The sequence below is a fragment of the Streptomyces sp. NEAU-174 genome (assembly GCF_052665095.1).
The window spans coordinates 262,045-274,639 of sequence record NZ_JBQTCE010000006.1; the positions used below are offsets into that span (position 1 = coordinate 262,045).

The 12,595-nt window shown below is 71.4% G+C and carries 13 protein-coding genes and 4 pseudogenes; 8 read left to right on the plus strand and 9 right to left on the minus strand.

Annotated elements, in window-relative coordinates:
• Positions 1–126 precede the first annotated feature (126 nt).
• On the minus strand, positions 127–1,293 hold the full coding sequence (locus ACT2CW_RS19560) for a DSD1 family PLP-dependent enzyme (protein WP_445517561.1): 1,167 nt from the start codon (positions 1,291–1,293) through the stop codon (positions 127–129).
• A gap of 270 nt (positions 1,294–1,563) precedes the next feature.
• On the opposite strand from ACT2CW_RS19560, the gene ACT2CW_RS19565 reads away from it, so the two are divergent.
• From ACT2CW_RS19565 to ACT2CW_RS19575, 3 genes are read left to right on the plus strand one after another with little or no spacing between them, the layout of a single operon-like run.
• Complete coding sequence (locus tag ACT2CW_RS19565) at positions 1,564–2,031, plus strand: DinB family protein (protein WP_182468391.1); 468 nt, start codon at positions 1,564–1,566, stop codon at positions 2,029–2,031.
• Positions 2,028–3,230, plus strand: coding sequence for a MalY/PatB family protein (locus ACT2CW_RS19570; RefSeq protein WP_445517562.1), 1,203 nt, complete (start codon positions 2,028–2,030; stop codon positions 3,228–3,230). Before ACT2CW_RS19565 ends, ACT2CW_RS19570 begins: the two co-directional genes overlap by 4 nt.
• A gap of 42 nt (positions 3,231–3,272) precedes the next feature.
• Positions 3,273–3,890 carry a TOPRIM nucleotidyl transferase/hydrolase domain-containing protein gene (locus ACT2CW_RS19575; protein ID WP_445517563.1) on the plus strand — a complete coding sequence of 206 codons (618 nt, stop codon included), beginning with the start codon at positions 3,273–3,275 and terminating at the stop codon, positions 3,888–3,890.
• Between the two features lie 78 nt (positions 3,891–3,968).
• Here the strand turns inward: ACT2CW_RS19575 and ACT2CW_RS19580 are convergent, their stop codons facing one another.
• The 3 genes from ACT2CW_RS19580 to ACT2CW_RS19590 all read right to left on the minus strand — a co-directional run bounded on the left by ACT2CW_RS19580 (position 3,969) and on the right by ACT2CW_RS19590 (position 6,541).
• Positions 3,969–4,988 carry an NADPH:quinone reductase gene (locus ACT2CW_RS19580; protein WP_445517564.1) on the minus strand — a complete coding sequence of 340 codons (1,020 nt, stop codon included), beginning with the start codon at positions 4,986–4,988 and terminating at the stop codon, positions 3,969–3,971.
• A gap of 102 nt (positions 4,989–5,090) precedes the next feature.
• On the minus strand, positions 5,091–5,984 hold the full coding sequence (locus tag ACT2CW_RS19585) for an aldo/keto reductase (RefSeq protein WP_445517565.1): 894 nt from the start codon (positions 5,982–5,984) through the stop codon (positions 5,091–5,093).
• Positions 5,981–6,541, minus strand: coding sequence for a TetR/AcrR family transcriptional regulator (locus tag ACT2CW_RS19590; RefSeq protein WP_445517566.1), 561 nt, complete (start codon positions 6,539–6,541; stop codon positions 5,981–5,983). The genes ACT2CW_RS19585 and ACT2CW_RS19590 overlap by 4 nt, the downstream gene beginning before the upstream one ends.
• 220 nt (positions 6,542–6,761) lie before the next feature.
• On the opposite strand from ACT2CW_RS19590, the pseudogene ACT2CW_RS19595 reads away from it, so the two are divergent.
• Positions 6,762–7,016: pseudogene (locus tag ACT2CW_RS19595) on the plus strand (helix-turn-helix domain-containing protein); the annotation flags it as partial.
• 18 nt (positions 7,017–7,034) lie between these two features.
• Here ACT2CW_RS19595 and ACT2CW_RS19600 read toward each other — a convergent pair.
• Positions 7,035–7,904, minus strand: coding sequence for a LysR family transcriptional regulator (locus ACT2CW_RS19600; protein ID WP_445517567.1), 870 nt, complete (start codon positions 7,902–7,904; stop codon positions 7,035–7,037).
• Between the two features lie 169 nt (positions 7,905–8,073).
• On the opposite strand from ACT2CW_RS19600, the gene ACT2CW_RS19605 reads away from it, so the two are divergent.
• A complete protein-coding gene (locus ACT2CW_RS19605) occupies positions 8,074–8,574 on the plus strand; it encodes a nuclear transport factor 2 family protein (protein ID WP_445517568.1) in 501 nt (166 codons plus the stop codon).
• Positions 8,575–8,582: 8 nt separating this feature from the next.
• Complete coding sequence (locus ACT2CW_RS19610; RefSeq protein WP_445517569.1) at positions 8,583–9,497, plus strand: NADP-dependent oxidoreductase; 915 nt, start codon at positions 8,583–8,585, stop codon at positions 9,495–9,497.
• Between the two features lie 59 nt (positions 9,498–9,556).
• On the opposite strand, the gene ACT2CW_RS19615 is transcribed toward ACT2CW_RS19610, so the two are convergent.
• From ACT2CW_RS19615 to ACT2CW_RS19630, 4 genes and pseudogenes are all read right to left on the minus strand, one after another.
• Positions 9,557–10,156 carry a CGNR zinc finger domain-containing protein gene (locus tag ACT2CW_RS19615; protein WP_445517570.1) on the minus strand — a complete coding sequence of 200 codons (600 nt, stop codon included), beginning with the start codon at positions 10,154–10,156 and terminating at the stop codon, positions 9,557–9,559.
• Positions 10,157–10,306: 150 nt separating this feature from the next.
• Positions 10,307–11,452: a Glu/Leu/Phe/Val family dehydrogenase gene (locus ACT2CW_RS19620; protein WP_445517571.1), complete on the minus strand. Its 1,146-nt coding sequence runs from the start codon at positions 11,450–11,452 to the stop codon at positions 10,307–10,309.
• Positions 11,453–11,473: 21 nt separating this feature from the next.
• Positions 11,474–11,695: pseudogene (locus ACT2CW_RS19625) on the minus strand (hypothetical protein); the annotation flags it as partial.
• Positions 11,696–11,730: 35 nt separating this feature from the next.
• Positions 11,731–11,826, minus strand: a pseudogene (locus tag ACT2CW_RS19630) (hypothetical protein); the annotation flags it as partial.
• A gap of 225 nt (positions 11,827–12,051) precedes the next feature.
• Here ACT2CW_RS19630 and ACT2CW_RS19635 point away from each other — a divergent pair.
• Positions 12,052–12,189: pseudogene (locus ACT2CW_RS19635) on the plus strand (LysR family transcriptional regulator); the annotation flags it as partial.
• A gap of 88 nt (positions 12,190–12,277) precedes the next feature.
• Complete coding sequence (locus ACT2CW_RS19640; protein WP_445517749.1) at positions 12,278–12,526, plus strand: thioesterase II family protein; 249 nt, start codon at positions 12,278–12,280, stop codon at positions 12,524–12,526.
• The last annotated feature ends 69 nt before the right edge of the window (positions 12,527–12,595 follow it).

The following is a 12,595-nucleotide window of genomic DNA, read 5'->3' on the forward strand; positions in this document are numbered from 1 at the left end:
TGAGCCCTGCGGTGATCTTGTCCAGGTCCAGAAGCGGCATGGAGAGAAACCCGCCGAGTCAAGGTGCCGGTGAGCGGCGTGCTCGACCTCGACGCGGGAAACGGGAGAGCGAAAATGGTGGCCGGTTCACCAGCCGCTGACGCGGTTCCAGACGGCCTGGACGGCGGGTGCGTGCGTCTCTGTCCGGCTGCTGTCGATGACGTGGTAGCCACGGTGCTGTGCGGCGGTGGCGCAGGCGTGGTTCGGCAGGATGCGCAGCCGGGTGCCGATGGGCAGGTCGGGCAGGGTGGCGCCGTCGCGGGCGGTGATGGTGCCGTGTTCCTGGCTCGCGGCGCTCATGACCAGGCCCGGGATCGGGCGCCCCGCCAGGTCGGTGACCAGGCCGTACCCCTGGTCCTGGGGCTGGGCCGCCGTGCCACGGTCGCGGGACATCGCCATCCAGCCGCCGTCGGTGACGATCCAGCCGTACTCGGGGCGGTGGCCGATGACGGTGACGACGACCGACAGCGCGAGGTCGTCGATCCGGCATACCCCGAGACCGGCCATCACCAGGTCGAAGAACACGTAGTTGCCGGCGCGCAGTTCGGTGACACCGGTGAGATCCTCGGCGGCGTGTGCGGTGGGCGTCGAGCCGACGCTGACGGTCGCGACGGGCAGCCCGGCGGCGCGAAGCTTCCCGGCGGCGGTGACGGCGGTGTCGCGTTCGTTCTCCGCCGCCAGCCGCCGCTCCTCCGCCGAGTAGGCGAAGTAGGACTCGCCCGCGTGGGTCAGCACACCGTCCAGGCATCCGGCGTCGTGCAGGGTGTGGCCGATGTCGAGGAGTGCGGGGTCGTCGGTCTTGAGGCCGCCGCGGTGGCCGTCGCAGTCGATCTCGATCTGCGCGGGGATGCCGACTCCGGCACGGCGGGAGGCTTCCGCGACGAAGGTGGCCTGCTCGGCGCTGTCCAGCAGGACGCGGAGGGTGACGCCGCGGCGCAACAGGGCGAGCACACGGGGCAGTTTGTGCGGGTCGATGCCGACGGCGTAGGTGATGTCGGTGTAGCCGCCGTCCGCGAACGCCTCGGCTTCCGCGCGCGTCGAGACGGTGACGGGGTTCGGGGCCGCGCCGTGCATGAGGGCGGCGACATCGAGGCTCTTGGCCGTCTTGACGTGTGGCCGCAGAGTGACGCCGAGCTGGTCGGCCTTGGCGGCGAGCCGGTCGATGTTCCGCAGCGCCTTGTGTACGTCGACCACCGCGAACGGGGTGTCGGGGTCGGCCAGCGTCCCGGCAGTGGTGGAGGGCGTGGTGGTCATGGAGTGACGTCCGTCTTCTCGAGTAGGGCCGGGCCGCGTCCCGCGCTCATGTTAGTCGACCGAAATTCTACTTCTGGACAGTATCGCTAGACCCAGGTGGTCCACCAGATCGATGTGGTCACCCGTTGATGTGGTGATGATGTGCCCCTCCGCATGAGAACGTCGGTCGTTGACAGGCCAGCTCAGGAGCCTCATCCTGATTTCGTCACCGCCTTAGCCGGTGATGGCCGCCAGTCCCATCCCGGCTCCCCCATCGACGAGGACCCCACCTTGCGAGACCAGAACGAATACCTGTACTTCTTGCGCCGCGCCTTCGACGGCATGCTCGGCGCGCTGGAAGACCTGGGCGATGACGTGGGAAACGTCCGCCCGCCGCTTCCTGGCGCCAACTCCGCCTACGCGATCGCGTACCACTGCGTCGGGGTCGCCGACTACTGGATCGGGCATATCGTCGCCGGGCGGGAGGTCGACCGTGACCGCGCCGCGGAGTTCACCGCCACGGGAAGCGCACATGAGCTGCGACGGAAGGTCGACGCGCTTTTCCAGCGGCTGGCGACCGACCTCGAATCGGTGACGCAGACGACGCTCCCCCACAACACACCGCCCGCCGAGTTCGAGGGGCCGGACCGCCCGCTGAGCGTGCAGGGTGTCCAACTGCACGTACTCGAAGAGCTCGCCCAGCACCACGGCCACATACAGATCACCCGTGATCTGCTCATGCGGGGAGCGCGTTCATGAGCGTCGCCCCTCCCGAGCCGGTGCCCGGCTTCGATGACCTCAGCCTCGACTGGCTGCGCGCCCGCCGCAGCGTCAAATGGCACCGTCCGGGTCCGCGGGTGCTCCCCGCATGGGTGGCGGACATGGACTTCCCCACCCCTCCGGTGGTGGCCGCCGCACTGCGGGAGGCCGTCGACCGCCGCGATCTCGGCTATCCGGACTGGCCGGACGGCAGTCCGCTCCGTCGCGCGTTCGCACGGCGGATGGTGGACCGCTACGCCTGGGCGGCGCCCGCGGACCGCGTACGTGAGCAGACCGATCTGATCCAGTGTCTGCAACTCGTCCTGCACCTCGCCACGAGCGCGGGTGACGCGGTGGCCGTACAGACGCCCAACTACCCTCCGTTCCTGGCCACGTTGGCGACGATGAACCGACGAGCCGTGCCCATCCCCATGCGAGACTCCGCCGAGGGGTGGTACATGGATCCGGCCGCTCTCGACACCGCGGTGGCGGAGTCGGGCTGTAAGGCGCTGGTGCTGGTCAACCCGCACAACCCGACGGGCCGCGCCCTGACCCGTGCGGAGCTGGAGGAGCTCGCCGCCGTCGCCCGTCGGCACGATCTGCTGGTCATCAGCGACGAGATCCACGCCGAACTGGTCCATGAGCCCCACCGCCACATACCGTTCGCGAGCCTCTCCCCGGACGCCGCCGGCCGCACCGTCACACTCACCTCCGCCACCAAGGCGTTCAACCTCGCGGCCATCCGCTGCGCGGTCACCCACTACGGCCCGGACCGGCTGCTCGCGCTGCGCGACGCGCAACCGCCCGACCTCTACGGCGCCGTATCGCCGCTCGGCGTCGTCGCCACCGAGGCCGCGTGGCGAGAGGGCGACGCCTGGCAGCGCGACCTGCTCACCGTGCTGGACCGCAACCGCCGACGGGTCCATCAGGTGGTGCGCACCGAACTCCCCCAGCTGCGTCATCACCTGCCGGAGGCCACCTATCTGGCCTGGTTCGACGCACGGCCGCTGGGGCTCGGCGAACCACCCGTTGCGAGAGTACTGAGGGAAGGCGGTGTCCTGCTCGACGGGGGCAGTCCCTTCGGCCCGGACACCGACGGCTTTCTGCGGCTGAACTTCGCCACGTCCCATACCGTCCTCGAGGACATCCTGGCGGGACTCGTCCGAGCACTGCGGCCGGGGCCGAATCCGGGTGGGTGAAATTCCCTGGCGTGGCGGCCGGAAGGGCCGGAGACTCATCCCATGGCTGACATGGGGGCGTTCCGGGAAGCGGTCACCGCGTGGGCGGCCGGTGGCCCCGGCGGCCCCGCGCGCGAGCTGGCCGCGCGGCTGCCGGTCCGGGCGGTCGTCCTGCTCGAAGGGCCGAGCGACGCCGCAGCGGTCAGCTCGCTGGCCGCGCGCCGCGGCCGGGATCTGGCGGCCGAGGGAGTCTGCGTCCTGCCGATGGGCGGTGCCATGAGCGTGGGACGCTTCGCCCACCTCCTCGGGCCACCCGGTCTCGGTCTCCGCCTCACCGGACTGTGCGACGAGGCGGAGCGTCGCTTCTACACCCGCGGCCTGGAGCGGGCCGGCGCGGCGCGGCAGGAGTTCTTCGTCTGCGCGGCGGATCTGGAGGACGAGCTCATCCGCGCGCTGGGCGTGACACGGGTGGCGGAGCTCGTCCGGTCGGAGGGCGACCTGCGCGCCCTCCAGACCTTCCTGCGCCAGCCCGCACAGCAGGGCCGCACCTCACAACAGCAGTTGCGGCGCTTCCTCGGCACGAAGAAGGGGCGCAAGATCCACTACGGGCGCGTCCTCGTCGAGGCGCTCGACCACGACCGCGTACCCACGCCACTCGACGCCCTGCTCACCAGCCTCTGACCCCCCAAGCGGCCCCCGAATAGCCCCCGAAGGCCCAAGCCGAAGCCTCTGCCCCCAAAGGCCCTGGCCGACCGGGCGTCACGGTGTGACGTCCACGAGGACCTTGCCGACCGCGCCGCTCTCCACCGCTCGGTGCGCGTCGGCGGTCCGGTCGAGCGGGAAGCGGACCAGTGGCAGGCCGTGCTCCTCGCCGACCGGCAGCGCGCCGTCGCGGACCGCGGTGGCGACGTCCTCAACCGCCGCGGCGAGCGGCTCCGAACCGACCGTGTAGAGCACCACGAACTGGAAGCGTGCGTTCAGCACCATGTTCCGCATCACGTCGAGTTCGACCGGCTTGCCACCGTCGTTGCCGTACGTCGAGATCGTGCCGCGCGTCCGCAGCACGGCCATGTCGAGTGCGAGGTTGGCGCCCAGCGCCACCTCGGCGACGATGTCGACGCCGTCCGGGGCGACCTCGCGGATCTCGACGGCCGGGTCGCCCTCGCGATAGTTGATCACGTGGTGTGCCCCGGCGGCGGTGGCCAGCCGGGCCTTCTCCGGACCGCTGATCGTGGTGATCACGGTGGCGCCGGCCCAGCGGGCGAGCTGGATCACCGCGTGTCCGACCGCCCCGGCCCCGCCCGCGGCGAGCACCACCTTGCCGTCGAGTGCCCCGGGCCCCAGACGGCGCGGCCCGTCCTCGGCCACGGTGAGCGCGCGGTGCGCGGTGAGCGCGGGGACGCCGAGTGAGGCGCCGACGTCGAAACCGGCCTCGCCGGGCAGTTCTACGGCCCGTTCGGCGGGCACGACGGTGAACTCGGCGGCGGTACCGGTGGGCCGCCCGGCGGCGGCCAGGAACAGCCAGACCCGCTGACCGACCCGGCTCGGGTCGACCCCCTCGCCGACGGCGTCGATCGTGCCGGCGCCATCGAGGTGCGGGGTGACCTCGGGGAAGCGCTTGGGGCCGGAGGCGCCGGAGCGGGCCTTCCAGTCGGTCGGGTTGATCCCGGACACGGCGATCCGGACGCGAACCTCGCCGGGTCCTGGCGCGGGCAGGTCACGGTCGACGAGTTGAAGAACGTCGGGGTCGCCGTTGTCGCGGTAGATGATGGCCTTCATGATCCGTCCTCGGAGCCTGGTGAAGCGGGGTTTCCCGGCGTGGTCTGACGTTCCGCCAGGGTGTCGGGCATGTGGTCGCGACCCTGGTCGCGCTGGTTCCGGTCAGCCGATGGGAACCTCGTTGGAGCGGGACTCGATGGCATCGAGGGTGGCGAGGGTCGCGGCGTCGAAGGTGATCTCGCCGACCGCCGTGTTGGCCTCGAGGTGGGCGGCGTCGGCGGTGCCCGGGATGAGCAGCACGTTCGGGGCGTGGTGCAGCAGCCAGGCGAGGCCGACCTGGGAGGGCGTGACGCCCAGGGACTCGGCCACGGCGTGGACAGCCGGTTCCTCGGTGACCTTGGGCAGGCCCGGGAAGGCCCCGCCGAGCGGGAAGAACGGCACCCAGGCGATGCCCTCGGCCGCGCACAGTTCGAGCATGTCCTCGTCGTCGCGGGAGGCGAGACTGTACGCGTTCTGTACGCATGCGATGCCCGCGGGCAGGGCACGGCGCAGGCCGTCGAGGGTGACGCTACTCAGGCCGATCGCGCCGATCTTGCCCTCGTCGCGCAGGGCGGTCATCACCGCGAGCTGGTCGTCGAGGTCGACGACCTGGTCGGCCTCGGGACGCAGCCCGGGGCCGGTGTCCAGGCGGCGGAGGTTTACCACGTCGAGCCGGTCGACGCCGAGGCCACGCAGGTTGTCCTCGACGCTGGCGCGCAGCTGCTCGGGCCGCTGCGCCTGACGCAGCGGCAGGCGCCCGCCCGGGTTGGGGTCGGCGCCGACCTTCGTGACGACCAGGACACCGTCCTCGGGGCGCAGCGTCTCGCGGATCACTTCGTTGGCGAAACCGAAGCCGTAGAACTCGGCGGTGTCCACGTGGTCGACGCCCAGCTCGACCGCGCGGCGCAGCAGCGCGATGGCCTCGCCACGGCGGTCGTGCAGGCGGGCGAGCTGCGCCGCGCCGTAGCCGATCCGGAAGACCGTGCGGCCTGCGAACGATGCGGTCGGGGTGGTCATGACGCTGTCTCCTCGGTCGGTGATCGCAAGGCGGTGTACAGCAGTTCGGCCTGGTAGAGCGCCGACACCCGGTGGGCGATCGGGGTGGCGCGCTCCCGGGCCGCGGCCGGTTCCTGGTGCTCGACCTTGACCAGCCAGGCCGTGACGCAGTCGCGCAGCATCGCGCGCATCTGGTCGGTCATGTCGACGACGATGCCGCGGATGGCCGGGTCGGTGGTCGCCTCCCCCCAGGTCTGCACACCGACCCGGGCCTCGGCGGGGTCGATCGCGGCGATCAGGCGGGTGAGCAGTTCGTCGGGGTCGGGCGGAGCGTCGCTCGCGGCGTACTCGCCGAGGACCTCGGCGCGCCTGGCGAGCACCTCGCGGGCGGCGGCCTGGACCAGGTCGGCCTTGTTGCGGTAGTGCGCGTAGATCGAGCCGGCCGAGAGGCCGGACTCGGCCGTGATGTCGGCGATCGAGGTCCGCTCCAGGCCGTTGCGGCCGAAGCAGCGCACGGCGGCCTCGGCGATCTGGGCACGCCGGAGCTCCTTGCGCGCGTCGGTGAGCCGCGGCACCACACACCCCTCCCCACAAAGAGAATAGTAGTTCTGTTTGTGAGCCACACGCTATCAGAATCGCTGTTCTCTTTGTGGCTCGGAAACGATCTGCCGTCACACGGTGGGCTTGCTGCCCCCGTCGATGGCGTACTCGCCGCCGACGATGGACGCCGCGCGGGGACCGCCACGGCGAAGGAGCGCCCCCAGTCGCTCTCGGTGATTCCGGGGGTGACGCTGTTGAGCCGCCTTCGCGGAGCCGTACGGGACCCGGTTCGGGTTCGGCTACCTCACCTGGTGGCGCATAGCCACGGCGGGGCACCTGCTCCAGGGGAGCGACACCTCGCTGCGCACGATCGCCGCGCGCGTCGGCTACACCTCGGAGTTCGCTCTCAACCGGGCCTTCAAGCGGGAGTACGGCACGACGCCGGGGAACTACCGGCGACAGTGCGGAAGCGGGGCGCGTGGCGATCTCGCCACGGCGCCGAGCGCCACGTAACGCCCGCCCGGGGCCGGATCAGGACGCCCCGGCGGGGATCCGCGCATGGTCCACTGCGATGCGTCGCGCGGCCCGGACGAGGGCGGTGATCTCCGGCCGGGCCGTGTGCCGGGTCGAGTGCCGGGTCGAGTGCCGGGCCGAGTGCCGGGCCGTATGCTCCAGCCAGCCCAGGGCCAACGTCGTGGCGGGCAGATCCGTCACGGGGACGGCGCACACCTCCGGTGTCAGGCGCTCGCCGGCCGCGGATCCCACGACGGCGATGAGACGCCCCAGAGCCACCCGGTCGAGCATTTCGTCCAGCCCCATCGGCGGGCACCGCTCCGCGAAGGCCGGGTCCCGGCGGAGCTCGGTGGCGGTCACCGTCGCCCGGCCCGCGAGTGTGTGTTCGCGCGGCAGCAGCGCGACGGGATTCTCCTCCGCGAGTTCGATGGTCCTCAGCCCCGCGAGGTCGTCGCTGCCGACGCACACCAGGGCGACATCGGCCGTACCGTCGCGCAGGGCCTTGGTCCGGTCATGGGTGAACAGCAGCTCGGGCTCAACGCCGTCGTACGACCGCAGCAGCTGTGCGATGAGGCCGGACCCGGCGCCCGGCCGGACCGCGAGCACGAGCCGCGGCGGAAGGCTCGCCTCCTGCGCACGGCGCACCGCACTGTCGAGCCCGTCCAGCAGGCTCAGGCACTCCTCCAGGAAGACGGAACCCGCCGCGGTGAGCTCGACCCGGCGACTGGTGCGCCGCAGCAGGTCGACCCCCATCCGGCGCTCCAGCCGCGCAATGGCCCGGGACAACGGCGGCTGGGCCATGCCCAGCCGCTCCGCGGCCCGGCTGAAATGCAGCTCCTCGGCCACGGCCGCGAAGTAGACGAGCTCCCGGGTCTCCAGTCGATCCATACCTTCAGGGTATCGCCGTATGTCACAACCGTCATGGCTCCTCCGGGTCCATGCCTGATCCACTGGTGATCACGGCCGGTGAGACGTGGCGACCGTGGCGACCGCCCAGCAACGGCCGCCCAGCGATCCGCCGCGGATCGAGGCATGACCCCTTGAGGAGCAGTTCCATATGAGTGACGAGATGAGTGACGAGCGCAAGATCCAGGAAGTCCTGGCCCGCTACGTCCGCGCGACGGACCGGCGCGACGGCAAGGCGCAGGGTGCCCTGTTCACCGACGACGCGATCGTGCAGATCCACACCAGGACGGGCCCGGACTCCTACGAGCCGTTCGGGGAGCCACTGATCGGCGGTGCCGGTGTGGAGTACGCGGTGGAGCACTTCATGGCTCCCCACCCCGAGGGCGGCTCCAGTCACCACACCACCACCGACCACATCATCGACATCCACGGCGACGACGCCCACCTGAGCGCCCAGTTCGTCGTCTTCTCGGTGCGGGCCTCCGCCCGTCCCGCGGACGGCTGGCCGGAGGACGTCTTCGGCGCCCAGGGCACGGTCCGGCCGATCGAGTCCGGCTACTACGAGACCGACCTGCGCCGCGTCGACGGCGAGTGGAGGATCGCACACCACAGCGTCCTGATGGACCTGCCGATCGCGGTTCCGGGGGCGTGATGAGGGCGATGGTCTACCGCCGTTACGGCGGTCCGGACGTGCTGGAACCCGCCGAGCTGCCGGAGCCGAAGACACACGTCGACTCGGTCCTGGTACGGGTGAAGGCGGCCGCGCTCAACCCCGCGGACCTGGCCATGCAGGCGGGTGCGCTGGACGGCGCCGTCGATACGTACTTCCCGGTCATCCCCGGCTGGGACATCGCCGGTGTGGTGGCACGCCCAGGGCTCGCCACACCGGAGTTCTCGGCCGGTGACGAGGTCGTCGGGTACGTCAGGAGCGATGTGCAGCGTGCTCACGGCGGCCTGGCCGAACTCGTCGCCGCGGACGTCCGCACCCTGGTCCGCAAGCCCCGCACCATGAGCTTCGCCCAGGCGTCCGCCCTGCCCCTGGCGGGGCTGACCGCCTATCAGGCCGTGGTGCACACCTTGGGTGTCGAGCGGGGCCGGACCCTGCTGGTGCACGGGGCGGCCGGTGGCGTCGGCTCGCTCGCCGTCCAGATCGCCCGCTCGCGCGGCGCGCGTGTCATCGGCACCGTCTCGCCACGGGACCATGACTACCTGCGCACGCTCGGGGCCGAGCCGGTCACCTACGGCCACGGCTCCGCCGCGCGCGTACGCGACCTCGTCCCCGAGGGCGTGGACACGGTCCTGGACACCGTCGGCGGCGGGGTGCTGACGGCGACGGCACAAGCCGCCGCACCCGGCGCACGCGTGGCGTCCCTCGTCGACATCGGTGTGCCGGGTGTCGCCCCGGTCTTCTGCCGCATGGACCACGCGGACCTCACGGCGCTGCTGGAACTCGCCGAGGCCGACAAGCTCCACGTCCGGATCGGCGCCACCTACCCGCTGGCACGCGCGGCCGACGCGCAGCGCGCCCTGGCCGCCGGTGAGCCCCCCGGCAAGGTTGTCATCGAGATCGGCTGACACACCTCTCCTGACCTCCGCTGACGGAGAATCAGCCGCTCGGGCTCGGGGCAACAGGCTCAGTTTTCCATGACGGCCTGCTGCTTCTTCCGCTTCCGGTAGCTGGCGGCCTTGTGCTTGTTTCCGCACTCCGCCATCCCGCACCATCGCCGGGCCCCGGAGCGCGACACGTCCACGAAGAGACGGGTGCAGTCGGGGTTCGCGCACTCCTTGGTCTTGGCGAACTGGGCCGAGCTCAGCAGGTCCACGGCGTCGCGGGCCACCGCACCGAGGACCTCGTCCACGCCGCCCGTCCGCGTCAGCCGCCCCGACGCGTCGAGCTGATGCCTGGGCGGCGCCAGCCGGGCCGCGTCGTTCACCTCGGCGAGGGCGTCCCTGAACTCGGCGTCCGATGGGGCTCCATCCGAAGGGTGCCCATCCGACGGGTCCCCAGGAGGCCAGGAACGCACCAGGGTGTAGACCGCCTCGCGCAGACGGCGGATCCGCTCCAGCCCCCGAGCGTCCATGGGGCCGGGATCGTCCAGCAGCTCCGCCTGGCTGATCCAGCGGCTCACGTCGCTCGGGGAGGTCAGCAGCTCCGTACGGAGACCGCGCCGCCACAGCTTCGTGCCCGCCAGGTCGAGGCAGAGGCGACCGCTCACAAAGACGAACTCATCCACGTGACCATATTGCAGGGTAACGTCCTGGTTGTCGACGCCGCCTCCTGCGGAGGACCCTCTTACCCTCACCAGGGCTAATGGGAATCACCGTGATCGAATCCGGCCTGTCCGCCCCTACTGTCGTCACCTGCCTGGCAGGTATCAGAAGGATCAAGTGCCGATGCGGCCCTTGCTGCGCATGGCGGCTCGGACACGTTCCTCGGCAAGGCCGCGCCCGGCGATATGCGGGGTGGTGGCGCGGCGCTGGGCCTCTTCGAGAACGGTGACGGCATGGGTGCGCAGCCGCTTGGAGATCGTCTCGAAGATGGTGGCGGTCTCGGGCCGGAATCCGGAGTAGCGGGCGTCCATGGCGAAGGCGGCGGCGACGACACCACCGGCGTTGGCCACGAAGTCGGGCAGGAGGGAGATGCCGCGTTCCGCGAGGACGGACTGTGCCCCCGGCGAGGTGGGCAGATTGGCGCCCTCCACCACCAGCTTGGCCTTGATCCGGTGGGCGGTTGTCTCGTCGATGACGTCCTGTAGGGCCGCCGGGACGAGGATGTCGCAGTCGACGGTGAGTTCCGGGCCGGGTGGTAGGGCGACGCCCTGGTGGTGGCGGGTGACGAAGCCGTCCCCGTGCTCCTCCCGCGCGGCCCGGAGCGCGGGCACGTCCAGTCCGGCGGGGTCGTGAAGGGCTCCCTGGGCGGTGGAGACGGCGACGACGGTGGCGCCGAGTTCGGCGAACCGCACGGCAGCGGCGTGGCCGACGGCTCCGAACCCCTGGATGGCGACCCGGGCGCCGCCGAGGGGCAGCCGGAGGTGCCGCGCGGCCGCGTCGGCGGCCTCGGCCACTCCGTAGCCGGTGACGCCGAGCTCGTCGTAGGGCACTCCCCCGAGGTGGCCCGGGGTGCCGACGGCGGCGCCGCGGTCGCCGAGCTCGTCCTGGATGATGGCCGCGTCGTTCTCGGTCAGGCCCATGTCGAGGCCCATGACGTATTCGCGGGGCACCTCGTTGGACAGGGCGCGGGCGAAGGCGCGCAGGATCGCTTCCTTGTCGGGGGAGGCCGGGTCGGCCACGATTCCCGCTTTCGCGCCACCGTAGAAGAGGTCGACACCGGCCCACTTCCATGTCATGACGCGGGCCAGCCGGGCGACTTCGCCCACGGAGACGGTCGGGCTCATCCGGGTGCCGCCCTTGCCGATGCCCCGGGCGGTGTTGTCGATGACCAGGACGCCCTTCATACCGGTGCGTCGGTGGGAGACGACGACGATCTTCTCGGGTCCCCAGTCGTCGATGAGCGACAGTGCGTCAGTCACGGTGCGGGTTCCTTGTCTGCTTCAGGAGAAGGACTGATGGTGCGAGGCACGAGCGAGGAGTTCGGCGAGGTGGGCGCCCGCGCGGTCGGTGCGCTGGGCGATCCGGGTGCGGCAGCTGAAGCCGTCCGCGAGGACGACGGTGTCCGGTGCGGCGGCTCGGACGGCGGGCAGCAGGACCTGTTCACCGGCCGCCACGGATATGTCGTAGTGGCCACGTTCGAAGCCGAAGTTCCCGGCCAGGCCACCGTGGCCGTGCCCGCGTCGGGGTCCAGGGAGAGGAGCCCGTTGAAGTGGCGAGAGAGGTCCATGACCACGCCGGAGCCGATGGCCTGCCCCGAGGTGCTGGTGCCCGCGCCGCGCGAGGTGATCGGCACGCCCAGGCGGCGGCAGACGGCGACCGTGTTCTGTCGCGGCGTCGCGCCGTTCCATGCCCCGCCCTGTCGCGGCGTCGGGACGTTGCGGGCCCTGCGCGGTCGCCGTCACTGCGGTGGCTCCTTTGTCCATCGGCCGTGTTCGCCCTTGTCACAGCCACGATCCGGGGCCCAGGCCCACCTCACAAGACCCAGCAGCACGACAGTATTGACCTTCGAGCAACAGCGATGCTTACGCTGTGGCCCGTTCCGGACCCCGGCCGGAGGTACGCGTTGCTCAAGCCGCGGCATCTGCTCACCCTGAGGGCCGTCGTGCTCACCGGCTCGTTCGTCATCGCGGCCCGCAAGCTCGGGTACACCGCCTCGGCGATCTCCCAGCAGGTCTCGGCCCTGGAGAAGGAGACGGGGCTGGTGCTGTTCGAGGACCGTCTACACCCCGTTCCTGGCGGACGCGGTGGCGCTGCTGCACCACACCCGCCGGGAATGGCCACCGCTGCGCGCGCGGCTGAGTGTCTTCGGCGGACTCGACGACCCGATGGTCGACCCCGGGACGCTGCACGAGTGGGGCGCCTGTACGACGGCCGACGCCCGGGTCCACCGCTTTCCCGGTGGCCACCACTATCTGCGCACCCAGGTGGCGGAGGTGGTCGGCCGGCTGACGGACGATCTGCTGGCCGCGTACCGGAGTCCGGCATCCGGCTAAGCGCTCCGCGGGAAGTGCCGCGAAATGCCGTCGTGCGTCTGCGGCCGCATCGTGGCTGGTCGCCCACGC